17 protein-coding genes and 1 pseudogene are annotated in these 24,727 nt (G+C 72.3%); 16 read left to right on the top strand and 2 right to left on the bottom strand.

The window, feature by feature from the left end; translation table 11 throughout:
- The first annotated feature begins 97 nt into the window (after positions 1–97).
- From shbA to CFP65_RS40925, 11 genes and pseudogenes are all read left to right on the top strand, one after another.
- Positions 98–814, top strand: coding sequence for an RNA polymerase sigma factor ShbA (gene shbA, locus CFP65_RS14740; RefSeq protein ID WP_104816534.1), 717 nt, complete (start codon positions 98–100; stop codon positions 812–814).
- Between the two features lie 241 nt (positions 815–1,055).
- Entirely contained in the window at positions 1,056–2,558 is a 1,503-nt protein-coding gene (guaB, locus tag CFP65_RS14735; RefSeq protein ID WP_104816533.1) for an IMP dehydrogenase, read from the top strand.
- Between the two features lie 123 nt (positions 2,559–2,681).
- Positions 2,682–3,794, top strand: coding sequence for a GuaB3 family IMP dehydrogenase-related protein (locus CFP65_RS14730; RefSeq protein WP_104816532.1), 1,113 nt, complete (start codon positions 2,682–2,684; stop codon positions 3,792–3,794).
- Positions 3,795–4,018: 224 nt separating this feature from the next.
- A complete protein-coding gene (locus tag CFP65_RS14725) occupies positions 4,019–6,076 on the top strand; it encodes a serine/threonine-protein kinase (RefSeq protein ID WP_104816531.1) in 2,058 nt (685 codons plus the stop codon).
- Positions 6,077–6,147: 71 nt separating this feature from the next.
- Positions 6,148–7,185 (top strand): hypothetical protein, encoded by a 1,038-nt coding sequence (locus CFP65_RS14720; RefSeq protein ID WP_104816530.1) that lies wholly within the window; start codon positions 6,148–6,150, stop codon positions 7,183–7,185.
- Between the two features lie 146 nt (positions 7,186–7,331).
- A complete protein-coding gene (locus CFP65_RS40935; protein WP_254552397.1) occupies positions 7,332–9,152 on the top strand; it encodes a serine/threonine-protein kinase in 1,821 nt (606 codons plus the stop codon).
- Positions 9,153–9,203: 51 nt separating this feature from the next.
- A complete protein-coding gene (locus CFP65_RS14710; RefSeq protein WP_104816529.1) occupies positions 9,204–10,823 on the top strand; it encodes a succinic semialdehyde dehydrogenase in 1,620 nt (539 codons plus the stop codon).
- A 37-nt stretch (positions 10,824–10,860) separates the two neighbouring features.
- The gene (locus CFP65_RS14705; protein WP_104816528.1) at positions 10,861–12,714 is read left to right on the top strand and encodes a GMC family oxidoreductase N-terminal domain-containing protein; all 1,854 of its coding nucleotides are present in this window, start codon (positions 10,861–10,863) and stop codon (positions 12,712–12,714) included.
- An 814-nt stretch (positions 12,715–13,528) separates the two neighbouring features.
- Positions 13,529–15,109, top strand: coding sequence for a glutamine-hydrolyzing GMP synthase (gene guaA / locus CFP65_RS14700; protein WP_104816527.1), 1,581 nt, complete (start codon positions 13,529–13,531; stop codon positions 15,107–15,109).
- 263 nt (positions 15,110–15,372) lie between these two features.
- Positions 15,373–15,801: pseudogene (locus CFP65_RS40930) on the top strand (DoxX family membrane protein); the annotation flags it as partial.
- Between the two features lie 48 nt (positions 15,802–15,849).
- Complete coding sequence (locus CFP65_RS40925; protein ID WP_168219679.1) at positions 15,850–16,311, top strand: ubiquinol-cytochrome c reductase iron-sulfur subunit; 462 nt, start codon at positions 15,850–15,852, stop codon at positions 16,309–16,311.
- A gap of 7 nt (positions 16,312–16,318) precedes the next feature.
- Here CFP65_RS40925 and CFP65_RS14690 read toward each other — a convergent pair whose 3' ends face one another.
- Both CFP65_RS14690 and CFP65_RS38930 read right to left on the bottom strand, forming a co-directional pair.
- On the bottom strand, positions 16,319–16,516 hold the full coding sequence (locus CFP65_RS14690) for a hypothetical protein (protein ID WP_104816525.1): 198 nt from the start codon (positions 16,514–16,516) through the stop codon (positions 16,319–16,321).
- Positions 16,513–17,919, bottom strand: a complete 1,407-nt coding sequence (locus tag CFP65_RS38930) for a PspC domain-containing protein (protein WP_158702175.1) — start codon at positions 17,917–17,919, stop codon at positions 16,513–16,515. The genes CFP65_RS14690 and CFP65_RS38930 overlap by 4 nt, the downstream gene beginning before the upstream one ends.
- A gap of 134 nt (positions 17,920–18,053) precedes the next feature.
- On the opposite strand from CFP65_RS38930, the gene CFP65_RS14675 reads away from it, so the two are divergent.
- The 5 genes from CFP65_RS14675 (at position 18,054) to CFP65_RS14655 (ending at position 24,647) form a co-directional block, all read left to right on the top strand.
- Complete coding sequence (locus CFP65_RS14675; RefSeq protein ID WP_371682416.1) at positions 18,054–19,505, top strand: PspC domain-containing protein; 1,452 nt, start codon at positions 18,054–18,056, stop codon at positions 19,503–19,505.
- On the top strand, positions 19,498–20,190 hold the full coding sequence (locus tag CFP65_RS14670) for a response regulator transcription factor (RefSeq protein WP_104816522.1): 693 nt from the start codon (positions 19,498–19,500) through the stop codon (positions 20,188–20,190). Before CFP65_RS14675 ends, CFP65_RS14670 begins: the two co-directional genes overlap by 8 nt.
- A gap of 264 nt (positions 20,191–20,454) precedes the next feature.
- Complete coding sequence (locus CFP65_RS14665) at positions 20,455–21,804, top strand: VCBS repeat-containing protein (RefSeq protein ID WP_104816521.1); 1,350 nt, start codon at positions 20,455–20,457, stop codon at positions 21,802–21,804.
- A gap of 83 nt (positions 21,805–21,887) precedes the next feature.
- Complete coding sequence (locus tag CFP65_RS40915) at positions 21,888–23,036, top strand: FG-GAP-like repeat-containing protein (protein ID WP_305778254.1); 1,149 nt, start codon at positions 21,888–21,890, stop codon at positions 23,034–23,036.
- A gap of 72 nt (positions 23,037–23,108) precedes the next feature.
- Positions 23,109–24,647: an FG-GAP-like repeat-containing protein gene (locus tag CFP65_RS14655; protein ID WP_104816519.1), complete on the top strand. Its 1,539-nt coding sequence runs from the start codon at positions 23,109–23,111 to the stop codon at positions 24,645–24,647.
- Positions 24,648–24,727: the final 80 nt, after the last annotated feature.

The raw sequence follows: 24,727 nt of genomic DNA, 5'->3' as shown, positions 1-24,727 counted from the left end.
AGGCGGCACGGTGCGCGCGACGACTGGTCATAACGTTCCGATGCACAACTCCGGACGCGGTGCCGTGTTTTCCGGCCCGACCAGGCACCATGGACCGATGCGCGACGACGAGACCCCGAGCGACGAGTCCGCCACCGGCGACTCGGCCGCCGACTCGCCGCACCCCGAGCCGCCCGTCGAGCCGCACCCCGAGCCGGACGGCCGCCGTCCGGTGCTCGGCGGCGGCGGTTCGCCGGTGCTCGGGGAGCTGGTCGCCGCGGCGGTGCGGGGCGAGGGGCCGGCGATCGACGCGCTGCTGGCCCACGTGCACCCGCTGGCGCTGCGGTACTGCCGGGGCCGCCTGGTGCGGCTGCCCGGGAACGCCCGGCACCACGTGGACGACGTGGCCCAGGAGGTCTGCGTGGCGGTGCTCTGCGCCCTGCCGCGCTACAAGGACGAGGGCCGGCCGTTCGAGGCCTTCGTCTACGGGATCGCCGCGCACAAGATCGCCGATCTGCAGCGGGCCGCGATGCGCGGGCCCGGCTCGACGGTGATCCCGCCGGACGACCTGCCGGAGCTGCCGGACGAGGCGCTCGGCCCCGAGGAGCGGGCGCTGCTGAGCAGCGACGCGGCCTGGGCCAAGGAGCTGCTCTCCAACCTGCCGGCCCGCCAGCGCGAGCTGGTGCTGCTGCGGGTGGCGGCCGGCCTCTCGGCCGAGGAGACCGGCGAGGTGCTCGGCATGTCGCCGGGGGCGGTCCGGGTCGCGCAGCACCGGGCGCTCAGCCGGCTGCGGGCGCTGGCGGGCGAATCCGCCTCGCTGGAAGACGTTTCATGATCGTGCTGTTGTCAAGGGGGCGCGAGCTGGCATTCCGGTGCCAGTACCATGGGGTATCGGCGCCTGGGCAGGTCGCCAAAGTTTCGCGGGTGTGAGCGGGCTCTTCTTGGAGCTTCCTCCAATCGCCCGGTTCTTCTCGGCTGCCTAGACCCTGTGCCGGTGCGCACACGAGCGACCAACGCGCCCCGACCACCCTCCGCGGGCGCATCAATCAATCGGCCATGCCACGGAAGGTCCCCACATGTCTTACAACGCCGCAGGCGTACCCGAGAAGTTCGCGATGCTCGGGCTCACGTACGACGACGTCCTGCTGCTGCCCGGGGCCTCCGAGGTGCTGCCGAACATGGTCGACACCTCCTCGCGGGTCTCCCGCAACGTCCGGGTGAACATCCCGCTGCTCTCCGCCGCGATGGACAAGGTCACCGAGTCGCGGATGGCGATCGCGATGGCCCGTCAGGGCGGCGTCGGCGTGCTGCACCGCAACCTCTCGATCGAGGACCAGGTCAACCAGGTCGACCTGGTCAAGCGCTCCGAGTCCGGCATGGTGACCGACCCGATCACCGTCGGCCCGGAGACCACGCTGGCCGAGGCCGACGCGCTCTGTGCCAAGTTCCGGATCAGCGGCGTGCCGATCGCCTCGCCGGACGGCAAGCTGCTGGGCATCGTGACCAACCGCGACATGGCCTTCGAGTCGGACCGCAGCCGCAGGGTCAGCGAGATCATGACCCCGATGCCGCTGATCACCGGCAAGGTGGGCATCTCCGGCGAGGACGCGATCGGGCTGCTCCGCCGCCACAAGATCGAGAAGCTCCCGCTGGTGGACGACGAGGGCCGGATCAAGGGCCTGATCACCGTCAAGGACTTCGTCAAGGCCGAGAAGTACCCGAACGCCGCCAAGGACGCCGAGGGCCGGCTGCTGGTCGGTGCCGCCGTCGGCGCCTCCGCCGAGGCCTTCGACCGCGCCCAGGCGCTGGTGGGCGCCGGCGTGGACTTCCTGGTCGTCGACACCTCGCACGGCCACTCGCACAACGCGCTGGCCTGGATCGCCAAGATCAAGGCCGCCGTGGACGTGGACGTGGTCGGCGGCAACGTGGCCACCCGGGACGGCGCCCAGGCGCTGATCGACGCCGGCGTGGACGGCGTCAAGGTCGGTGTCGGCCCCGGCTCGATCTGCACCACCCGCGTGGTGGCCGGCATCGGCGTCCCGCAGGTCACCGCGATCTACGAGGCCGCGCTGGCCTGCCAGGCGGCCGGCGTGCCGGTCATCGGCGACGGCGGCCTGCAGTACTCCGGCGACATCGGCAAGGCGCTGGCCGCCGGCGCCGACACCGTGATGCTCGGCTCGCTGCTGGCCGGCTGCGAGGAGTCGCCCGGTGAGCTGCTGTTCATCAACGGCAAGCAGTTCAAGTCCTACCGCGGCATGGGCTCGCTGGGCGCCATGCAGACCCGCGGCCAGGCGAAGTCCTTCTCCAAGGACCGCTACTTCCAGGCCGAGGTCAGCTCCGACGAGAAGCTGATCGCCGAGGGCATCGAGGGCCAGGTGCCCTACCGCGGCCCGCTCGCCGCGGTGCTGTACCAGCTGGTCGGCGGCCTGCGCCAGACCATGGGCTACGTGGGCGCGGCCAACATCGCCGAGATGGAGAGCAAGGGCCGGTTCGTCCGGATCACCTCGGCGGGCCTCAAGGAGAGCCACCCGCACGACATCCAGATGACGGTCGAGGCGCCGAACTACACCAGCCGCTGACGCTTCGCGTGAAGGGGAGCCGCACCCGGGAGACACCCCGGGAGCGGCTCCCCTTTTTCGGCTGACGGCACCCGTACGGGATACTGGGGCGGTACGAGGCATGAAGCAGCAGAAGGGCTCGAAGTGACTGAGATCGAGATCGGGCGAGGCAAGCGCGGCCGACGGGCGTACGCCTTCGACGACATCGCCGTCGTCCCCAGCCGCCGGACCCGCGACCCGAAGGAGGTCTCGATCGCCTGGCAGATCGACGCCTACCGCTTCGAGCTGCCGTTCCTGGCGGCCCCCATGGACAGCGTGGTCTCGCCCCAGCAGGCCATCGCCATCGGCGAGCTGGGCGGCCTGGGCGTGCTGAACCTCGAGGGCCTGTGGACCCGCTACGAGGACCCGCAGCCGCTCCTGGACGAGATCGCCGCCATCACCGACGAGGCCGCCGCCACCCGCCGCCTCCAGGAGATCTACTCCGCGCCGATCCAGGCCGACCTGATCAAGCAGCGGATCAAGGAGGTCCGGGACTCGGGCGTCGTGACCGCCGCCGCGCTCTCGCCGCAGCGCACCGCCGAGTTCTCCAAGGCCGTGGTCGACGCGGGCGTGGACGTCTTCGTGATCCGCGGCACCACCGTCTCGGCCGAGCACGTCTCCGGCGCCGCCGAGCCGCTCAACCTCAAGCAGTTCATCTACGAGCTCGATGTGCCGGTGATCGTCGGCGGCTGCGCCACCTACACCGCCGCGCTGCACCTGATGCGCACCGGCGCGGCCGGCGTGCTGGTCGGCTTCGGCGGCGGCGCCGCGCACACCACCCGCAACGTGCTCGGCATCCAGGTGCCGATGGCCACCGCCGTGGCCGACGTGGCGGCCGCCCGCCGCGACTACATGGACGAGTCCGGCGGCCGGTACGTGCACGTGATCGCGGACGGCGGGGTCGGCTACAGCGGCGACCTGGCCAAGGCGATCGCCTGCGGCGCCGACGCCGTGATGATCGGTGCCGCGCTGGCCCGCGCCACCGACGCCCCCGGCAAGGGCTTCCACTGGGGCATGGAGGCCGTGCACGAGGAGCTGCCGCGCGGCAAGCGGGTCGACCTCGGCACCGTCGGCACCACCGAGGAGATCCTGACCGGTCCCTCGCACACCCCCGACGGCACCATGAACCTGTTCGGCGCGCTGCGCCGGGCGATGGCCACCACCGGCTACTCCGAGCTCAAGGAGTTCCAGCGGGTCGAGGTCACCGTCGCGCACTGACGCGTCGACGCTGCGGCACACCGGCGCGTCAGCCACTGAAGTGTCAGCTGCTGACGCGCCGTCTGGTTCGTACCGAAACCCCCGGTTTGGCCGGGGGTTTCGGCGTTCCCGGGGCGGGGGCGGGTGGTCGGGCGCCCCCGGGACAAGGAATGATGGGGGCTTGGCGTTCGACGCGGCACCAGGGCCTGCCCGGCGCCCAGCACAACACTTGGGGGAGCGCACCGATGACCCAGGCGCAAGGTTCCACCAGCCGTCTCCTGGCCGGGCGCTACCGGCTGGACGAAGTGCTGGGCCGTGGCGGCATGGGGACGGTGTGGCGGGCCGAGGACGAGATGCTCGGGCGGATCGTCGCCGTCAAGGAGCTCCGGATGCACGGCGGGGTGGACGAGGAGGAGAAGCACCGCCTGATCGTCCGCACCCTGCGCGAGGCCAAGGCCACCGCCCGGATCCGGCACACCGCCGCCGTCACCGTCTTCGACGTGGTCGAGGAGGACGACCGGCCGTGGATCGTCATGGAGCTGGTCGAGTCGCGCTCGCTGGCCGAGGTGATCAAGGAGGACGGTCCGCTCAGCCCGGCCCGGGCCGCCGAGATCGCCCTGGAGGTGCTGGGCGTGCTGGGCGCGGCCCACAGCCACGGCATCCTGCACCGTGACGTGAAGCCCTCCAACGTGCTGATCGGCGAGGACGGCCGGGTCGTGCTGACCGACTTCGGCATCGCGAGCGTGGAGGGCGACACCTCCGTCACCTCCACCGGCATGCTGGTCGGCGCCCCCTCCTACATCTCGCCCGAGCGCGCCCGCGGCCAGAAGCCCGGCCCGCCGGCCGACCTCTGGTCGCTGGGCGGCACCCTCTACTCGATGGTCGAGGGCCGCCCGCCCTACGACCGCGGCTCGGCGCTGGCCACCCTGACCGCCGTGATGACGGAGGAGCTGGAGACCCCGAAGAACGCGGGCCCGCTGCGGCCGGTGATCGAGGGCCTGCTGGAGAAGGACCCGGCCAAGCGGCTGGACGCCTCCACCACCCGCTCCATGCTGCGCCGGGTGGTCGGCGAGGCGATCGCCCGGGCCGAGTCGACCACCCAGATGACGACCCCGCCGGCGGCGGATGCGGCTGCTCCGGCGACGGAGAAGGCCGAGAAGGCCGAGAAGACCGGGAGGAGCGGGAAGGCTCGGGGTGTCTCCGGGCTGCTCGGCACCGTGCGGGTGGGGAGCCGCGCGGCGGCGGACGCGGAGCTGGGCAAGGGCGGCGCGGCGGGTGCGGTCGGCGCCGTGGGCGCGGCCGGGACGGCTGCGGCGGGCGCAGGTGCGGCGGGGGCCGCGGTCGGCGGAGGTCTGCCGGTGGCGCCGAGTGCCGGGCACGGGGTACCCGGGGCGCGTAGCGGCGGCGGGTCCGGCACCGGCTCCGCCGGGAGCGGCGGGGCGGGCGGCACCGGTGCGGCCGGGGCCGGCGGCTCCGGGGCTGCCGGGGGAGGCTGGAGTTCGAGCGAGGTGCTCGGGGAGCCCAGGCCGGCTGCGGGCGGTCGGGGCGGGGTGCGGCGCCCGGTGGTGATCGGGGCGGCGGTGCTCGCGCTGGTGGTGCTGATAGCCGTGCTGGTGGTGCTGCTGCGCAACGGCAAGGACACCGCCGGCTCCACCAGCGGTGCGGCCGCCACGGCCGTGGTGCACACCAGCGCCGCCGGCACCCCGACCCCCGCCAAGGCGGTCACCAGCGCACCGGCCTCGCCGCCGGCGGCCCCGCCGGCGACGGCCACCACGCCCTCCGCCGCCGCCTCGCCCGCCACCACCCCGTCCTCGGCGGCGCCTTCGACCACTCCGAGCAGCGCGGCCCCGACCACGGCGGCCCTGCCGGCCGGGTTCCACCTGTACCAGGACGGCAGCGGCTTCAAGATCGCCCTGCCGGACTCGGTGCAGCCCGCGGGCTCGGGCGCGAACTACCGGACCTTCCAGGGCCAGAACGGCACCACCCTGCGGGTCGAGTGGACGGACAAGCCCGGCCCCAGCGCGCTGGCGGCCTGGCAGGAACAGGAGCAGGGCACCTCCTTCACCGGCTACCAGCGGGTCAAGCTGGTGGCCGCCCCGTACCGGTCCTGGACCAACGCCGCCGACTGGGAGTTCACCTTCACCGGCACCAAGGGCGGCACCATGCACGCGCTCGACCGCGGCTTCGTGACCGGCAAGTACGGCTACGCGATCTACTGGACGATGCTCGACTCGGAGTGGAACTCGCCGGAGGGCGCGACGATCCGTCAGGTGAGCTACGACAGTTTCCAGCCCGCGGGGTGAAACCGGAGAGGGGCCCTGCGACGTACTCTGACTGGATGGATGGCGCGGGCATATCTTCCTAAGGACAGCGGATGCGGGCGAGCCCGGGGCAGGTGGTGGGCGGTCGGTACCGGGTGACGGGTGACCCGGCGGGCGGTGGGGTGCCCGCGCGGGAGCTGGAGACCGGGGAGGCCGTGCTGCTGCGTGCGCTGGAGCTGCCCGAGGTGCTCGACCCGGAGCTGCCGGCCGAGGAGCCGGACGCGACGTACGGGGCGGCCGTGGCCGAGCGGGTGGCCGGGCGGACGGTGGGGGAGCCGGGGCACCCGAGACTGCTGCGCGGGTACGCCGTCTTCGCCGAGGGCGGGCTGCTCTGGACGGCCGAGGAACGGCCGCCCGGGGTGGTGCCGGTGGGGCCGCTGCCGCCGTACCGGGTGGCCGAGATCGGGGCGGACCTGGCCGGGGCGCTGGCCGCGCTGCACCGGGTGGGCCGCACCCACGGGAACGTCACCGCACAGGCGGTGCTGCTCTGCGAGGACGGGGCGGCGCTGCTCGGCGGGCGGCTGCCGGGGGCGGCCGAGGAGGCGCTCTGCGAGGAGCTGGGCGGGCCGGTGCCGCGCCGGGTCTACGAGGCCCGGGCGGTGCTGCTGGGCACGGTGGCCGAGCGCTGGGCCCCGGACGCCGGCCCGGAGGCGGACTGCTGGGCGCTCGGGGTGCTGCTGCACCGGCTGCTGACCGGTCACGCGCCCTACCCCGAACAGGAGTTGCCGGTGCTGCTGGCGGCCGTCCGGGACGGCGCGTACCGCACCTCCGAGCGCTGCGGCCCGCTCCGACCGCTGGTCGAGCGCCTGCTCGCCCCGGCCGGGCGGCCGACGGCCGCCGAGGCCGCGCGCGAGCTGGCCGAGCTGCTGCACTCGGCGCCGGAGCCGCTCGGCCCGCCGGTGGAGGAGCTGCCGGTGCCGCGGCCGAAGGGCACGGTGATCCCGCGCCGGCGTGGGGAGTTGAACAGGCACGGGCGGCACGCCGGGGCCCGGCCGCTGGTGCCTCCCGCCCTGCTCGGGCCGCTCCTGGTGAGCGGTGTGATGGTGGCGCTGGTGGCGGCCCTGGCAGCCGTGGTGGCGTTCGCCGGGTGAGTGCGGCGGCGGCCGGGAGTCCGGTGGCTGACCTGGTGCGGCCCGCCCGGCCCGGGGCGCCTAATCTGTGCATGGCAGTGGTCGTATCGGTGGTGCACCGGAATCCCCCCGTCACGGTGACGGCGGGTTGGACGTAGGGGGACTCGGTGAGCGGGCAGGATCAGACGGCGCAGGCCGGACAGGCGGGGCGGACGCTGGCCGGGCGGTACGCCCTCGGCGAGAAGCTGGGCCGCGGTGGCATGGGCACCGTCTGGCGGGCCCGGGACGAGATGCTGGACCGCGAGGTCGCGGTCAAGGAGCTGACGGTCGGCCACCTGGACGACGAGGACCAGCGGATACTCCAGTCCCGGATGATGCGCGAGGCCCGGGCCGCGGCCCGGATCAAGCACCCCGGCGTGATCACCATCCACGACGTGCTGGAGCAGGACGGTCGGCCCTGGATCGTCATGGAGCTGATCGACGGCCGCTCGCTGGCCGACGTGATCAGCCAGGACGGCACGCTGCTGCCCCGCGAGGCCGCCGAGGTCGGCGCCCAGGTGCTGGCCGCCCTGCACCGGGGCCACCAGCTGGGCGTGCTGCACCGGGACGTGAAGCCCGCCAACGTGCTGCTCGAGCACCAGACCGGCCGGGTGGTGCTGCTCGACTTCGGCATCGCCACCTTCGAGGGCTCCACCGAGCTGACCCGGCCCGGCGACCTGATCGGCTCGCCCGACTACCTCGCGCCCGAGCGCGCCCAGGGCGAGCGCCCGGGCCCGGCCTCGGACCTGTGGGGCCTGGGCGCCACGCTGTACGCGGCGGTCGAGGGCGAGTCGCCGTTCCGCCGCACCTCGCCGATCACCACGCTGGCCGCCGTGGTCGGCGACCCGCTGCCCGAGCCGCGCCGGGCCGGCGCGCTCGGCCCGGTGCTGGCCGCGCTGATGGCCAAGGACCCGGCCGACCGCCCCTCGGCGGACGAGGCGCTGCGGATGCTGGCCGAGGTCACCGCCGGGCACACCATGGACATCAAGGGCCTGCCCAAGCCGCCCGCCACCCCGGCTGAGGCGGACCGGGAGGCCGGCCAGGACGGCGACCGGGGCGACAGCCAGGACGGCGCTCGGGACGGTGCCAAGGACGGCAAGGGGGAGGCCGAGGCCGGCGCCGCGAGCGCTGCCGGGTCGTCTGCGGGGTCGGCCTCCGGCTCCGGGGCCTTCGGCGAGCCGAAGATGCCGACGCAGTTCGTGCCGGTGGTCGACCGCGCCGAGCAGCCGGGCCCCGGCTACGGCTGGCCGGGTCAGCCGGGCGGCCCGGGGCTGCCGACCGGGCCCACCGTGGCGCACCAGGGCGGGCCGGCCCGGCGCAGGCCGCGCCGGGTGCTGCTCGGGGTGCTGGCCGCGCTGGTGGCCGGCGCGCTGGTGGCCGGGGTGACGTACGCGGTGGCCACCGGGAAGCTCGGCGGCGGCACCGCCGCGACGGGTGTCACCTCCACCGAGACCCCGGTCAAGCTGCCCTCGGACCCGACGCTCGGCCCGGCGCCGACCGGCTACACCTGGACGGTGGACCACGAGGGCTTCCGCTTCCCGCTGCCCACCGACGGCAACTGGATCCGCACCACGGACACCCACAACCAGATCTTCTACTCGCCCGACAACAAGGTGCACTTCCTCCAGTTCGCGGTGGCGGTGGGCCAGTCGATCCTGCCCTTCGACCACCTGGAGCAGCTGGAGGGGGACGTCAGCAAGGGCAAGAACATCAGGGACTACAAGCGGGTCGACCTCTCCGAGGTGAAGATCGACGGCCAGGAGGCGGCCCGCTGGGAGTTCACCTACACCGTGGTCAAGGACGGCACCCGCCGGCACGTGCGGGAGACCGAGTTCCGGGACGCGAACGGCACCTCGTACACGATCTACCAGTCCGGACCGGAGGCGGATTCGGCGGACGGGGAGCGGCTCTTCACTGCGGTGCTCAACAACTTCACTCCTACGCGCTAAGTGTTACCGACGGGTACCAAACGGCGGCCCGAGCCCCTAGGCTTGCCCGTCATGACGGACACCACGGCAGACCGCAGCACCACCCCGCGCAACCCGGCCGCGCCGGGTTCCGGCCGGACCGTCGCCTCGGCGGTCCCGGCGTCGCTGATCGCCCGCCTGGCCAAGGGGGTGACCGCCGGGCCGGAGGCCGAGCTCACCCACACCACCGCGCCGCTCACCGGTGACCGGCTGGCCACCCTGCCGCTCTCCACCGCCGAGGACGTGGCCGACGCCTACGCCCGGGCCCGCTCGGCCCAGGCGAAGTGGGCCCGGCTGCCGCTGCGCCGCCGGGCCGCCGTGCTGCTCCGCTTCCACGACCTGCTGCTCAAGCGGCAGGACGAGGTGCTCGACCTCATCCAGGCCGAGACCGGCAAGGCCCGCCTGCACGCCTTCGAGGAGGTGCTGGCCGCCGCGATGGCCGCCCGCCACTACGGGCGCCGGGCCCCCGGCTACCTGCGCGACCGCCGTCGGGCCGGCGCGGTGCCGGTGCTGACCCACGCGGTGGAGGCCCGCCGCCCCAAGGGCGTGATCGGCCAGATCTCGCCCTGGAACTACCCGCTGGAGCTCTCCGTCGGCGACGCGCTGCCCGCCTTCGCGGCCGGCAACGCCGTGGTCAACAAGCCCGACACCCAGACCGCGCTGACCGCGCTCTGGGCCCGCGAGCTGCTGATCGAGGCCGGGCTGCCCGCCGACCTCTGGCAGATCGTGATCGGTGACGGCCCGGTGGTCGGCCCGCTGGTGGTCGACAGCGCCGACTACGTCTCCTTCACCGGCTCCACCCGCACCGGCCGCGAGGTGGCCCAGAAGGCCGCCGCCCGCCTGGTCGGCGCCTCGCTGGAGCTCGGCGGCAAGAACGCGCTGCTGGTGCTCGCCGACGCCGACCTGGACAAGGCCGCCGAGGGCGCCGTGCGGGCCTGCTTCTCCTCGGCCGGCCAGCTCTGCATCTCGATCGAGCGGATCTTCGTGCACCGCTCGGTGGCCGACGCCTTCCTCCAGCGCTTCGCCGCCCGCACCAGCGCGCTGCGGCTCGGCGGTGGCCTGGCCTACGGCGCCGAGATGGGCTCGCTGGTCTCCGAGCGGCAGCTGGAGGTCGTCACCCGGCACGTGGCGGAGGCCGTCAAGGCCGGGGCCACCGTGCTGGCCGGCGGCGAGGCCCGCCCCGAGCTGGGCCCGCTCTTCTTCGAGCCGACCATCCTGGACGGGGTCACCCCCGAGATGGCCGTCTGCGCCGAGGAGACCTTCGGCCCGGTGGTCTCGATCTACCGCTTCGACACCGAGGCGGAGGCCGTGGCCGCCGCCAACGCCACCAGCTACGGCCTCAACTCCAGCGTCTGGACCAAGGACCTGCGCCGCGGCCGGGCCGTCGCCGCCCAGCTGCGCACCGGCACGGTCAACGTCAACGAGGCCTACGCGGCCGCGTACGGGTCGGTGGCCTCCCCGATGGGCGGCATGGGCGATTCGGGCCTGGGCCGCCGGCACGGCGCCGAGGGCATCCTGCGCTACACCGAGGCGCAGACCGTGGCCACCCAGAAGCTGCTGCCGATCGGGCCCTCGATGGGTCTGACGGACGAGAAGTTCGCCGCGGTGTTCACCAGCAGCCTGAAGCTCATGAAGGCGATCGGCTTCAAGTAGCCCGTCCCAGCAGGTCCTTTCGAAGGAGCAGCGGCACATGGCAGGCGAGGACATCCCCGAGTACGACGACGCCTTCGACTATGACGTCGTGGTGATCGGCTCGGGCTTCGGCGGTTCGGTCTCGGCGCTGCGGCTGACCGAGAAGGGGTACCGGGTGGCCGTCCTGGAGGCGGGGCGGCGGTTCACCCGGGCGGAGCTGCCCCGCACCTCCTGGGACACCAAGAACTACCTCTGGGCGCCCGCGCTCGGGCTCTACGGGATCCAGCGGATCCACCTGCTGGCCAATGTGCTGATCCTGGCCGGCGCGGGCGTCGGGGGAGGTTCGCTCAACTACGCCAACACCCTGTACGTGCCGCCGAAGGCGTTCTTCGAGGACCGCCAGTGGCAGCACATCACCGACTGGGAGAGCGAGCTCGCGCCGTTCTACGACCAGGCGCAGCGGATGCTCGGGGTGCGCACCAACCCGACCATGACGCCCAGCGACGTGCACCTGAAGGCCGCCGCCGAGCAGATGGGCGTCGGCGACACCTTCCACCTGGCCCCGGTCGGGGTGTTCTTCGGGGACGGCAAGGACGCAGGGGGCACCTCCCGGCCGAAGGCTGGGGGAGGCACGGCCAAGGCCGTGCCCGGCGGCGAGGTGGCCGACCCGTACTTCGGCGGGGAGGGGCCGAGCCGGCGGGCCTGCACCGAGTGCGGGGAGTGCATGACGGGCTGCCGGCACGGGGCCAAGAACACGCTCACCGAGAACTACCTCTTCCTGGCCGAGAAGAACGGCGCCGAGATCCACCCGCTCACCACGGTGGAGCGCCTGCGCCCGCTGGGTGACGGCTTCGCGGTGGACGTGCGGAGGACCAACTCCCGGGCCAAGGACCGGGTGGGGGCGGGCGCGCGGACCATCACGGCGGCCAGGGTGGTGGTGGCGGCGGGCACCTACGGCACCCAGACCCTGCTGCACCGGATGCGCGACGGCGGCCACCTGCCGGGGATCTCGGCCAAGCTGGGCGAGCTGACCCGGACCAACTCCGAGGCGATCGTCGGGGCCTCGACCACCGACAAGCGGTACGGCCGCCGGGTGGACTTCACCCGGGGGGTGGCGATCACCTCCTCCATCCACCCGGACGCCAACACCCACATCGAGCCGGTCCGCTACGGCCGGGGCTCGAACGCGATGGGGGCGCTCAGCGTGCAGCAGGTGCCCGGGGCGGGCCGCGGGCCGCGCTGGCTGCGGTACGCCGTCACGGCGGCCCGGCACCCGGTGATCTTCGCCCGCTCGATGAACCAGCACCGCTGGTCGGAGAAGACCATCATCGGGCTGGTCATGCAGTCGCTGGACAACTCGATCACCGTCTCGCTCAAGAAGGGCGGCCCGGGCAAGGGCAAGCTCACCTCGACCCAGGGCCACGGCGCGCCGAACCCGACCTGGATCCCGGCCGCCGAGCAGGCCGCGAACGCGCTGGCCGCCGAGATCAACGGCTTCTCCGGCGGCACCATCGGGGAGATCTTCGACATCCCGCTGACCGCCCACTTCATCGGCGGCTGCCCGATCGCCGCCGACGCCGAGCACGGCGTGGTCGACCCGTACCACCGGCTGTTCGGCTACCCGGGGATCAGCGTGGTGGACGGTTCGGCGATCTCCGCCAACCTCGGGGTGAACCCCTCGCTGACCATCACCGCCCAGGCCGAGCGGGCCATGTCGATGTGGCCCAACCGGGGTGAGGAGGACCAGCGGCCCGCGCAGGAGGAGGCGTACCGGCCGGTGCCGGCCGTCCGCCCGGCGCGGCCGGCGGTGCCCGCCGGGGCGTTCGGCGAGCTGCTGCTGCCGGTGCCGAAGGTGCCGCCGCGTACGGAGGAGCTCGAGAAGGAGCTCGGGAAGGGCCTCGAGAAGGGCTGAGCCGGGGCAGGGCAAAGGGCCCCGCCGGGGGAAACGGGGCCCTTTGTCGTACAGCACTCGGCGTCAGGGCTGCGCCTCGTGCTGGGTGACGGCGCCGGGGGATGAGCGCCGTCCGGTCAGAGTGGCTTGGGCGGGGGCCTTCACGGAGCGTGAGGTGATAACCGTTGTCACCAGGGGCTCGCTCGGGCGGCTCGGTCGAGGGTGTGGCGACCTCCCGTACCCAGCATCGTGAGGGACGGAAGCCGTGCCGTGCAACCGATTCGACGCAGTTCGACACAGTTCAATTTCGACCGGGCCCGGTGCCGTACCATGCGCGCGAGCACTTCGTGGGCGCACCGGCGGGCCGACCCGTCGACTACGGACAGTAGTAGTGAGCGGGTGGTGCGGCCACGAGCTCCGGGCGTCCCCGGGCCCGTGGCCGCACCACCCGTTCTCGATGCAGTCGCGGCCGGGTCCGCTGTCCCCTGCTTGCCGGTCGCAGCACCCGCGCACGGTCCCACGGCGGGCCGCGCCCGGCAGGGCCGGAGGCGGCAGCGCCACGCGAGCGGGTGGACTGGTGATCCACGCGTGGTCCTTCGGTGTCCCGCACGCCCGCGGCCCGCACCTGGGAGGTGCGGCGCGCTCGTCCGGTCCGCCCGGCACAACGCGCGGGCAGGCGCCCTGGTCACGGGACCGGCGCGGGGCATGCGGGTGAAGCGGGACGCGGCGGCCCGCCCGGTAGACTCGGGGAGGAACCCACCCTCGTCACCCGCGGCGGCCACCCCACGGCCGCCCGCGCGCGACAACCTCCCGAATCGCAGCCGGAAGGCCGTCCGTGACCTCTGTTACCCCCGACCACCCCGCACTCGACACCGTCCTCGTCGTCGACTTCGGTGCCCAGTACGCCCAGCTCATCGCCCGTCGGGTGCGTGAGGCGCGGGTCTACAGCGAGATCGTGCCCAGCTCCATGCCGGTGGCCGAGATGCTCGCCAAGAACCCCAAGGCGATCATCCTCTCCGGCGGCCCGTCCTCGGTCTACGAGGAGGGCGCCCCGCGCCTCGGCCGCGAGCTGTTCGAGGCCGGCGTCCCGGTCTTCGGCATGTGCTACGGCTTCCAGCTGATGGCCATCACCCTCGGCGGCACCGTGGACAACTCCGGTGCCCGTGAGTACGGCCGCACCCCGCTGCACGTCACCAAGAACGGCTCCACCCTGTTCGAGGGCACCCCCGCCGAGCAGTCGGTCTGGATGTCGCACGGCGACGCCTGCTCCGCCGCCCCCGAGGGCTTCACCGTCACCGCCTCCACCGACGTGGTGCCGGTCGCCGCCTTCGAGAACGACGAGCGCAAGCTGTACGGCGTCCAGTACCACCCCGAGGTGCTGCACTCCACGCACGGCCAGCAGATCCTCGAGCACTTCCTCTACCGCGGCGCGGGCCTGGCCCCGACCTGGACCACCACCAACGTGGTGGACGAGCAGATCGCCCTGATCAAGGAGCAGGTCGGCGACAAGCGCGCCATCTGCGGCCTCTCCGGCGGCGTGGACTCGGCCGTGGCGGCCGCCCTGGTGGCCCGGGCCATCGGCGACCAGCTGACCTGCGTGTACGTGGACCACGGTCTGATGCGCAAGGGCGAGACCGAGCAGGTCGAGAAGGACTTCGTGGCCGCGACCGGCGTCAAGCTCAAGGTCGTGGACGCCCAGGAGCGCTTCCTCACCGCGCTGGCCGGGGTCTCCGACCCCGAGACCAAGCGCAAGATCATCGGCCGTGAGTTCATCCGCGTCTTCGAGCAGGCGCAGGCCGAGATCATCGCGGACGAGGGCCCGGCCGTCGGCTTCCTGGTCCAGGGCACCCTGTACCCGGACGTGGTGGAGTCCGGTGGCGGCACCGGCACCGCCAACATCAAGTCGCACCACAACGTGGGCGGCCTGCCCGACGACATCGAGTTCGAGCTCGTCGAGCCGCTGCGCAAGCTGTTCAAGGACGAGGTCCGGATGGTCGGCCAGGAGCTCGGCCTGCCGGAGGAGATCGTCCAGCGCCAGCCGTTCCCCGGCCCGGGCCTGGGCATCCGGATCGTCGGCGAGGTCACCAAGGAGCGGCTCGACCTGCTCCGCGAGGCCGACGCCATCGCCCGCGAGGAGCTGACCAAGGCCGGCCTGGACCGCGAGATCTGGCAGTGCCCGGTCGTGCTGCTCGCCGACGTCCGCAGCGTCGGCGTCCAGGGCGACGGCCGCACCTACGGCCACCCGATCGTGCTGCGCCCGGTCTCCTCCGAGGACGCCATGACGGCCGACTGGTCGCGCCTGCCCTACGAGGTGCTGGCCAAGATCTCGACCCGGATCACCAACGAGGTCAAGGACGTCAACCGGGTGGTGCTCGACTGCACCTCCAAGCCCCCGGGCACCATCGAGTGGGAGTAGTCCTCCCCGCTCGTTGAACATCCGCGCCGTCGCTCCCGTACCAGAGGGAGCGGCGGCGCGGTTGTCCGTGGTGGGGGCGTGCGCACGGATCACGCCACCGAACGGGCAGAATCGGACCAGACCTGTCAGTGGATGGCAGGGCGCGAACCAAAGGGGTCGGCATGACGGCGGGTCAGCGGGAGTCGGAGCAAGACGGGCCTGCGGCCGTGCGGGAGACGGCCCCTCGGGCGGCGGCCCTGCGGGAGACGGCCACGCGGTACGCGATGCTGCCGCTGCGGCTCTTCCTCGGGGTCACCTTCGTCTACGCGGCCTTCGACAAGCTCTCCGATGCGCACTACCTGGCCGGCGCCGCCGACCAGGCCTCGTTCTACGCGCAGACCAAGGCCGCCAAGGCGCACAGCCCGGTCGGCTGGGCGCTCGGGCCCGCGCTCGACCACCCGACCGCCTTCGCCGTGCTGATCGCCTTCGGCGAGCTGGCCGTGGGCCTGGGCACCCTGTTCGGTCTCTGGGGCCGGATCGCCGCCGCCGGGGGCGCGGCGCTCAGCTTCACGCTCTGGCTCACCGTCAGCTGGAACGTCAGCCCGTACTACCTCGGCAACGACCTCGCCTACCTGATGGCCTGGACCCCGCTGCTGCTGGCCGGCACCCCGTACCTCTCGGTGGACGGCTACCTGGCCCGGCGGGCCCGCCGGGACCGGGCCCGGGGCCTCACCGAGCAGGGCATCCGCCGCCGCTCGGTGATGGACGGCGGGATCGCGGCCGTCGCGCTCGGCGGGGCCGGCCTGCTGGCCGGCTCGCTCACGGCCACCTTCGGCCGGACCAAGAAGACCACCGCGGCCGGGCCCTCCCCGGTGCCGGCCGCCTCCACCGGCGGAGGGGCCGCGGGCGGCGCCAAGGTCTCGGTGGCCGCCTCGGCGGTGCCGGTCGGCGGCTCGGCCCAGGTGAAGGACCCGGCCTCCGGGGACGCCGTCTACATCGTGCAGCCCAAGGCCGGTCAGTACTGCGGCCTCTCCTCGGTCTGCACCCACTCCGGCTGCGCCGTGGACGCCCCCAAGGACGGGCAGCTCTACTGCCCCTGCCACGGCTCCCGGTTCGACGCGGCGACCGGCGCCGTGATCAACGGCCCGGCCACCAAGCCGCTGCCCAGGTACAGCGTGACCAAGAACGGCGACAAGCTGGACCTCGGCCCGCTGCAGAGCTGACCAGCGCTCAGTCCCGGCCGCGCCTGGCCATCGCCACCACTGCGGCGGCCAGGCCGGCGCCGCCCAGGGTGATGAAGGTGACCGGGATGACCAGGTGCCCGTTCACCGAGCGGTCGTTCAGCGAGGCCACCAGGTAGAGGACGGCGATCACGGCGAAGAGCGCGCCCGCGATCAAGGAGAAGAGATCGAGTGGGTGCTTCCTCATGACGCCTGCTCCAGATCGATGTTGCCGATCCCCACGTACACCGTGAGGTCGAGGGTGCCCTGGGCGGGCCGGCCGCCCACCGGCTGGATGGTGTACTCGCGGTCGTTGCCCAGCCCCGAGGCGGATTCGTCGCCCGGCAGCCGTACGTCGCCGATCGGGTTGCGCACCTTGAGGTGCACCGTCACGTCCCCGGGGACGGTCAGGTGGGCGTCGCCGATGCCCAGCTTCACGGTGCTGCTCAGGGTGGCGCCCGCCGGGGCCAGCCCGGCCAGGTCCAGGCGCAGGTCGCCCACGCCCAGGTGGTACTCGGGCCGCAGCTCGGCGGAGCTCACCGGGGTCCAGGAGCGGTCGCCGAAGGCCTGGCCGACGGTGGTGTCCCGCACCCCGGCGGTGCCGGCCAGGGCGAGGGTGAGCAGCACGGCGGGCAGGACCAGGCTCCGGGCCCGGCCCCAGCGGGCGCCGATCAGCAGCGGCACCGCGAGCCCGAGCAGGGCCGCCGCCAGGATGGTGGAGAGCTTGGCGTCGCCGTGCGGGGAGGTCACCCCCCAGACCAGCGTGCCGGCGCCGGCGCCCAGCAGCAGGCCCCAGCCGCCGAGGAGGGAGTGGTGGCGCTGCACCTTCGCCTTGGCCTTGGGCAGCGGCGCCGTCGAGTCGGCCGGGGCCTTGCGCAGCGGGTCGCCCTCGGGGAGGTCGGTCCGCTGCCACCAGGGCTGGGCCGGGGCGCCGGGCGGCGGGGTCTGGCCGGAGTACGGGTTGCGCTCGGGGTGGCGCGGGTCCCAGAGGTAGCCGGAGGGGCCGGTGGGCGGGGTGTCCGCCGGGCGGTCCTGCTGGGCCTGTCGGTGCGCCCGCATCTGTTCGTGCATGTGAGCCTTCCATCCCTCCCATTCGGGCGTGAAGTCGCGGGCCAGCTGCTCCTTCCAGGCCGGCCAGTCCACGTGCTGCTGCCAGGCCTCGGCCATCGGGCCGCTGCGGCGCCGGCGGTGGCGCTCGGGGTCGTACCGGACGGCCAGGAAGACCAGGCCGCAGAGCAGCAGCAGCGGGAGGAGCTGGCTGCCGTCGTCCATCGAGGAGAAGAACACCCCGGTGCCGATCACGGTCAGCAGCACCGCACCGACGGACTGCCCGTCCACCCGCCCGGTGAGCACCCGCTGGAGCTCGGTGCGCCCGGCCCGGCCCTCGGCCGGCTCGCGCGGCACGATCAGCCAGCCCAGGCCGTACAGGAAGAGGCCGAGCCCGCCGGAGAGGCAGAGCACCGCGGTGACGACGCGGAAGACCACCGGGTCGATGTCCAGGTGCCGCCCGAGGCCGCCGCAGACACCGGCCACCACCCGGTGCTCGTCGCTGCGGGTGAGGGGCGGTCGGGCGGTGTGCTCCGCCGATTCGGTGGTCCGGTCTTCCGTCATGCCTCCATCCTGACGGTCCGTACCGGCCCGGCCCAAGCTCCGGCGGCCCGGTACGGACCCTGAACCGACCCTGAGAGGCAGGTAGGGGGCGGACCCTGATGCGCGCGGGCCCGCGCGCATGTGACCATCGGGGCGTGGCAGCCCCCGGAACCGAACCCCAGCCCCCCGCACCTGACGGCACGTCGGCCGAGACCGGCCCCGCCGACCGGCCGAGCCTGCCGTACCGCAGGCTCTACCGCACCCCGCACGGGCGGATGCTGGGCGGGGTGGCGCACGGCCTGGCCGTGCACCTCGGCCTGCCGGTGCTCTGGGTGCGGGCCGCCTTCGTGCTGCTCTTCTTCGCCCAGGGGATAGGCGGTCTGCTGTACGCGGCGTTCTGGTTCGTGGTGCCGATCGGCATCGGCGAGCCGGCCGTGGGCGGCGGGCAGCCCTGGCGGTACGTCAACGGCCGGTTCGTGCAGGGTGATGTGGAGGGCCCCGGCTACGGGGAGCTGCGCAAGGGGGGCCGGCACGGCCTGGACCGGCTGCGCGACCTGCTCCAGCGCACCTTCCACGGCGAGGGCGCGGCCGCCGCTCCGGAGGACGGCGCGGCCGTGGAGAGCGGCGGGCGGGCCGGTGGCGGGCTCGGGCAGATCGCGGCGCTGCTGCTGCTGGTGATCGGGCTGATGGCGCTGCTCAGCGCGCTGCACATCCAGCCGGCCAAGCCGTACGTCTGGCCGCTGCTGACCATCGGCGTCGGCGTGGCGCTGGTGTGGCGGCAGGCCGACGACTCGCGCTGGCAGCGCTGGTTCGGCCTGGAGGAGGGCACCAGGCGGCGGGCCGCCTACACCCGGGTCGGCGCGGGCGTGCTGCTGGTGGTGGCCGGGATCGTGGGCTTCCTGGTGCTCCAGGGCACCGGCTCCACCTTCGCCTCCGTGGTGGAGGCGGCGATCGCGGTGCTGGCCGGGGTGCTGGTGCTGGTCGGCCCGTACGCGCTGCGGCTCTGGCAGGACCTCGGCACCGAGCGCACCGCCCGCATCCGGGCCCAGGAGCGGGCCGAGATCGCCGCCCACGTGCACGACTCGGTGCTGCACACCCTCACCCTGATCCAGCGCAACGCCGACGACGCCAAGGAGGTGCTGCGCCTGGCCCGGGCCCAGGAGCGCGAGCTGCGGCTCTGGCTCTACCGCCCCGAGGCCGTGGCCGAGGCCGCCCCGGACACCCTGGCCGAGCGGATCCGCTCGGTGGTAGCCGAGGTCGAGGACCTGCACGGGGTGCCGGTGGAGCTGGTCTGCGTGGGCGACTGTCCGATGGACGAGCGGATCTCCTCGCAGATGCAGGCCGCGAGGGAGGCGATGGTCAACGCGGCCAAGTACGGTGGCGGGGGCGCAGTCCAGGTGTACGCCGAGGTGGAGGGGCGGAAGGTGTCCGTGTTCGTGCGCGACCACGGCCCCGGCTTCGACCCGGAGAGCGTGCCGGAGGACAGGATGGGCGTCCGCGAGTCGATCATCGGCCGGATGAGGCGCAACGGGGGCACCGCGAGGGTGCGGCCGGCGCCGGACGGCGGTACCGAGGTCGAGCTGGAGATGGAGAGGGCAGATGACTGAGACCACGGGGACTTCGGCCGGTCCTGAGCGGACCGCCAGGGTGGTGCTCGTCGACGACCACCGGATGTTCCGCACCGGGGTGCGGGCCGAGATCGGGCGCACCGAGATCACCGGGATCGACGTGGTCGGCGAGGCGGACGACGTGGAGTCGGCCGTGCAGGTCGTCGCCGAGACCCGGCCGGACGTGGTGCTGCTCGACGTCCACCTGCCCGGCGGCGGCGGGGTGGAGGTGCTGCGGCGCTCCGCTCCGCTGATGTCGGACCCGACCGGGGTGCGGTTCCTGGCGCTCTCGGTCTCGGACGCGGCGGAGGACGTGATCGGGGTGATCCGCGGCGGGGCGCGCGGCTACGTCACCAAGACCATCACCGGCACCGACCTGGTCAACGCGATCTTCCGGATCGCCGACGGCGACGCTGTCTTCTCGCCCCGGCTGGCCGGCTTCGTGCTCGACGCCTTCGCGGCCACCGACACCCCGCCGGTGGACGAGGACCTGGACCGCCTCACCCAGCGCGAGCGCGAGGTGCTCCGCCTGATCGCCCGGGGCTATGCCTACAAGGAGATCGCCAAGCAGCTCTTCATCTCGGTCAAGACGGTGGAGAGCCACGTCTCGGCGGTGCTGCGAAAGCTCCAGCTGAGCAACCGTCACGAACTCACCCGCTGGGCCACCGCCCGCCGCCTGGTCTGACGCGGGGACGTGGGAGTGGGGCGCCGCCCCCGGAGGACTCGGTCCTCCGGGGGCGGTTCCGTGTCCGGATCCGGGTGGCAGGACAGATCTGTCCAAGGCCGATTCCGTCCAGCCGGAGGGCCTTTCCGCTGACGTGAATTCAGGCGAGGCTGTTTCACGTCGGCAGGGCGGGTCGCCGACAGAGCGGGGCCGAAGAGAATTCTGCCCGCCCCTGTGATTGCTTCCCGTCCTCATTCTCACTCCCTCTACGTCAGGAGCTTCGCCATGCCTTCTCGCACTTCGAAGTTGGTCCGGATCGCCGTCGCCGCAGCCATCGCCGCCTCCGGAGCCGTGGCCACCTCGGCCTTGACCACGACGGCCGCCCACGCGGTGGGAACCTCGTCCGTGGACGGGCCGATCACCCGGTCCGAGGTCCTCGCCCGGGCCCAGTCCTGGGTCGACGAACAGGTGCCGTACAGCCAGAGCAACAGCAATCCCTGGGTCGACAGCAACGGCAGCTACCGTTCGGACTGCTCGGGGTACGTCTCGATGGCCTGGCACCTGAGCCAGAGCCTCACCACCCAGACGCTCCGGAACGTGTCGACTCAGCTCGGTAGCTTCGCGGACCTCAAGCCCGGTGACGCACTGGATCGGTATGACGGCGGCAACTACAACATCCACGTGATGATTTTCGCGGGGTGGACCGACAGCAGTCAGACCGTGGCCAAGGTCTACACCGAGCCGGACTTCAACAAGGTTGCGAAGACCGACACCTATGCCGTCAGCACGCTGAGCAGTATGGATTACCGACCTTTCCGCTACGACAACATCGTCGACGACATTCAGCGGCCGGCTCGTACGGCGGCTGGTGACTTCAACGGTGACGGCAAGTTGGATGTGGTGGGGATCGATGCGTACAACAACCTGAACGTGTACCCGGGTGACGGTGCGGGGCATCTGGGTGGTGGTACGGCGATGCTGGGCAGCAATGGTGCGTGGGCCGGGTTCAAGGCGATCGCGGCGGGCGATTTCAACCGTGACGGGAAGATGGACGTCGCGGGGATCGATGCGAACGACAGCCTGAAGTTGTACACCGGTGACGGCGCGGGGCACGTTTCCGGTGGGACGGCCATGCTCGGCGGTAATGGTGCGTGGGCCGGGTTCAAGGCCATCACTGCCGGTGATTTCGACGGTGACGGTATTCCGGACATCGTGGGGATCGACGCGAACAATGCGTTGAAGTTCTACAAGGGCGATGGTGTCGGCCATGTCTCGGGTGGGTCGAGCATGCTCGGGGGCAACGGGCTGTGGGCCGGGTTCAAGGCGATCACGGCCGGCGACTTCAACGGTGACAACCGTTTGGACATCGCGGGGATCGACGCGAACAACAATCTGATGCTGTACGTCGGTGACGGCGCCGGTCATGTGTCGGGTGGGTCGGCGATGTACGGCACCGGTGGTAACTGGGTGGGGTTCCGCTCGGTGATGGGCGGCAAGTTCGACCAAGGCGGCACCTGGGACATCGCGGGGATCGACAAGAACAACAACATGAACCTGTACACGGGTGACGCGGCGGGCCACGTGGGTGGCGGTACGCAGATGGTCGGCGGCAGCGGCCTCTGGGTCGGTTTCTGAGCCGACCTGGCCGATTTCGACCACTCGTCGCATTCCGAGAGGAAATTCCCGTGCACCGATCCACCATGCCCAGAACCACCCGGGTGGCAATCGCCGCCGCGATCCTGACGGCCGGCCCGCTGCTCTCGGCGCTGGTCGTGTCACCCGCCTCCGCCGCGTCCGTCAGCACCTGGGACAAGGTCGCCCAGTGCGAGAGCACCAGCGACTGGTCCCTCAACACCGGGAACGGCAAGTACGGCGGGCTCCAGATCATCAGCAGCACCTGGGCCGCCTTCGGCGGTACGGCCTACGCCCCGCAGGCCAACCTGGCGACCAAGCAGCAGCAGATACTCGTCGCCGAGAAGATCCTGGCCGCCCAGACCGAGCAGGCCTGGCCCACGTGTGGGCCGGCCGCAGGTCTCGGCGCCGACCATGCCGATCCGTACCCCGCGTCGTCCACTCCGTTGCCGGCCCGTACGGCGGTCGGGGATTTCACCGGTGACCACAAGCTCGATGTGGTGGGGATCGATGCGTACAACAACCTGAACGTGTACCCGGGTGACGGTGCGGGGCATCTGGGTGGTGGTACGGCGATGCTGGGCAGCAATGGTGCGTGGGCCGGGTTCAAGGCGATCGCGGCGGGCGATTTCAACCGTGACGGGAAGATGGACGTCGCGGGGATCGATGCGAACGACAGCCTGAAGTTGTACACCGGTGACGGCGCGGGGCACGTTTCCGGTGGGACGGCCATGCTCGGCGGTAATGGTGCGTGGGCCGGGTTCAAGGCCATCACTGCCGGTGATTTCGACGGTGACGGTATTCCGGACATCGTGGGGATCGACGCGAACAATGCGTTGAAGTTCTACAAGGGTGACGGTGCGGGGCACGTCTCCGGTGGGTCGACGATGTTCGGTTCGAACGGTTCCTGGGCCGGGTTCAAGACGATCACGGCCGGCGACTTCAACGGTGACAACCGTTTGGACATCGCGGGGATCGACGCCAACGACAACCTGGAGCTGTACGTCGGTGACGGCGCCGGCCACGTGAGCGGTGGCAGCGACATGCTGGGCAACACCGGCAACTGGGTGGGGTTCCGTTCGGCGATGGGCGGCGACTTCAACGGTGACGGCAAGTGGGACATCGCCGGGATCGACAAGTACAACAACATGAACCTGTACACGGGTGACGCGGCGGGTCATGTGGGTGGTGGCGCGCAGATGATCGGCGGCAGCGGCCTCTGGGCCGGTTTCTAGTACCACGGCAACTCCGGGCGCCCGTCGGCGAAGGACCGACGGGCGCCTTCCTCCGTCTTTTGGGAAGAAGAGATGAAGCGACTCGTCCCCGTTGTCCTCGCGTCACTGGCCGGCCTGCTGGCTCCGGCCCTCGGCTCGGCACCCGCCTCGGCCGCCACCACCGCTCAGCCACCGGTGCTCAGGGTGCTGCCGTTGGGCGACTCGATCACGGCGGGCTATCGGAGCTCGACCGGGAACGGCTACCGGGGGCCGCTGCTGGACAGGGTGGCGCAGCAGTCCAGGTACGCGGTGGATTTCGTCGGCTCGCTGCGGGGCGGGACGATGGCGGACTGCAACCACGAGGGGCACAGCACCTATGTGATCGACGGCATCAGCAGCGGCGTGGACGGGTGGATCGCTCAGGCCCGGCCGGACGTCGTCCTGCTGCACCTCGGCATCAACGACCTGAACAACGGTCTCGACACGGCGCACGCGGCGGACCGGGCGGAGGCCCTGGTCGACCGGATCTTCGCCGACAAGCCCGGCGTCACCGTCATCATGCAGGGCTTGGTGCCCACCACCCCGGGGGACCCGGTGAAGGCGGGGATGCGCGGTCTGATCGACCAGTACAACGGTGCCCTACGGGCCTGGGAGCCGGGTGAGCAGCAGGCGGGCAAGAAGTTCCGCTTCGTCGACGCCCCGGAGCTGGCCTCGGGGGAGATGGCCGACGGGCTCCACCCCAACGATCTGGGGTACGCGCGGTTGGCGCAGAACTTCTACCCGGCGCTCGACCAGGCGGTCACCGACGGCTGGGCCGTCGGTAGCCCGGGCACCCCGTCGCTGTGCCGCACCCGGACGGCGGCCGGCGACTTCAACGGGGACGGCAAGGTGGACGTGGTCGGCATCGACGCGAACAACAACCTGAAGCTGTACCCGGGGGACGGCGCGGGCCACGTCGGCGGCGGCAGCGACATGCTGGGCAGCAATGGTCTGTGGGCGGGGTTCAAGGCGATCGCCGCCGGTGACTTCAACGGGGACGGCAAGCCGGACATCGTGGGGATCGACGCCAACGACAGTCTGAAGCTGTATGTGGGTGACGGTGCCGGGCACGTGAGCGGTGGGTCGAGCATGCTCGGGGGCAACGGCCTGTGGGCGGGGTTCAAGGCGATCATCACCGGTGACTTCAACGGTGACAACCGGCTGGACATCGCGGGTATCGACGCGAACGACAGTCTGAAGCTGTACGTGGGTGACGGTGCCGGGCACGTGAGCGGTGGGTCGAGCATGCTCGGGGGCAACGGCCTGTGGGCCGGGTTCAAGACGATCACGGCCGGTGACTTCAACGGTGACGGCAGGTGGGACGTGGCGGGGATCGACGCGAACAACAACCTCAAGCTGTACGTCGGTGACGGTGCCGGGCACGTCAGCGGTGGCAGCGACATGCTCGGCAGCAGCGGCCTGTGGACCGGCTTCCACTCGGTGATGGGTGGTGACTTCAACGGTGACGGCAAGTGGGACGTGGCGGGGATCGACGCCAACAGCAATCTGAATCTCTACCCCGGTGACGGGGCCGGCCACCTGGGCGCCGGCGGCCAGATGCTCCCCGGGAACAGCCTCTGGGCCGGGTTCTGAACTCGGGCGTTAGCCTAACGATTCGGCTGATTTGTGCGGGGGTGGGGGTCCAGCGTTTAGGGTCTACCCGTCCCCGCCCC

Origin of the sequence: Kitasatospora sp. MMS16-BH015 (assembly GCF_002943525.1) — a bacterium.
In the GTDB taxonomy this organism is placed as follows: domain Bacteria; phylum Actinomycetota; class Actinomycetes; order Streptomycetales; family Streptomycetaceae; genus Kitasatospora.
Note: the sequence above shows the minus strand (reverse complement) of the source record. Positions and strands in the feature narration are given on the sequence as shown.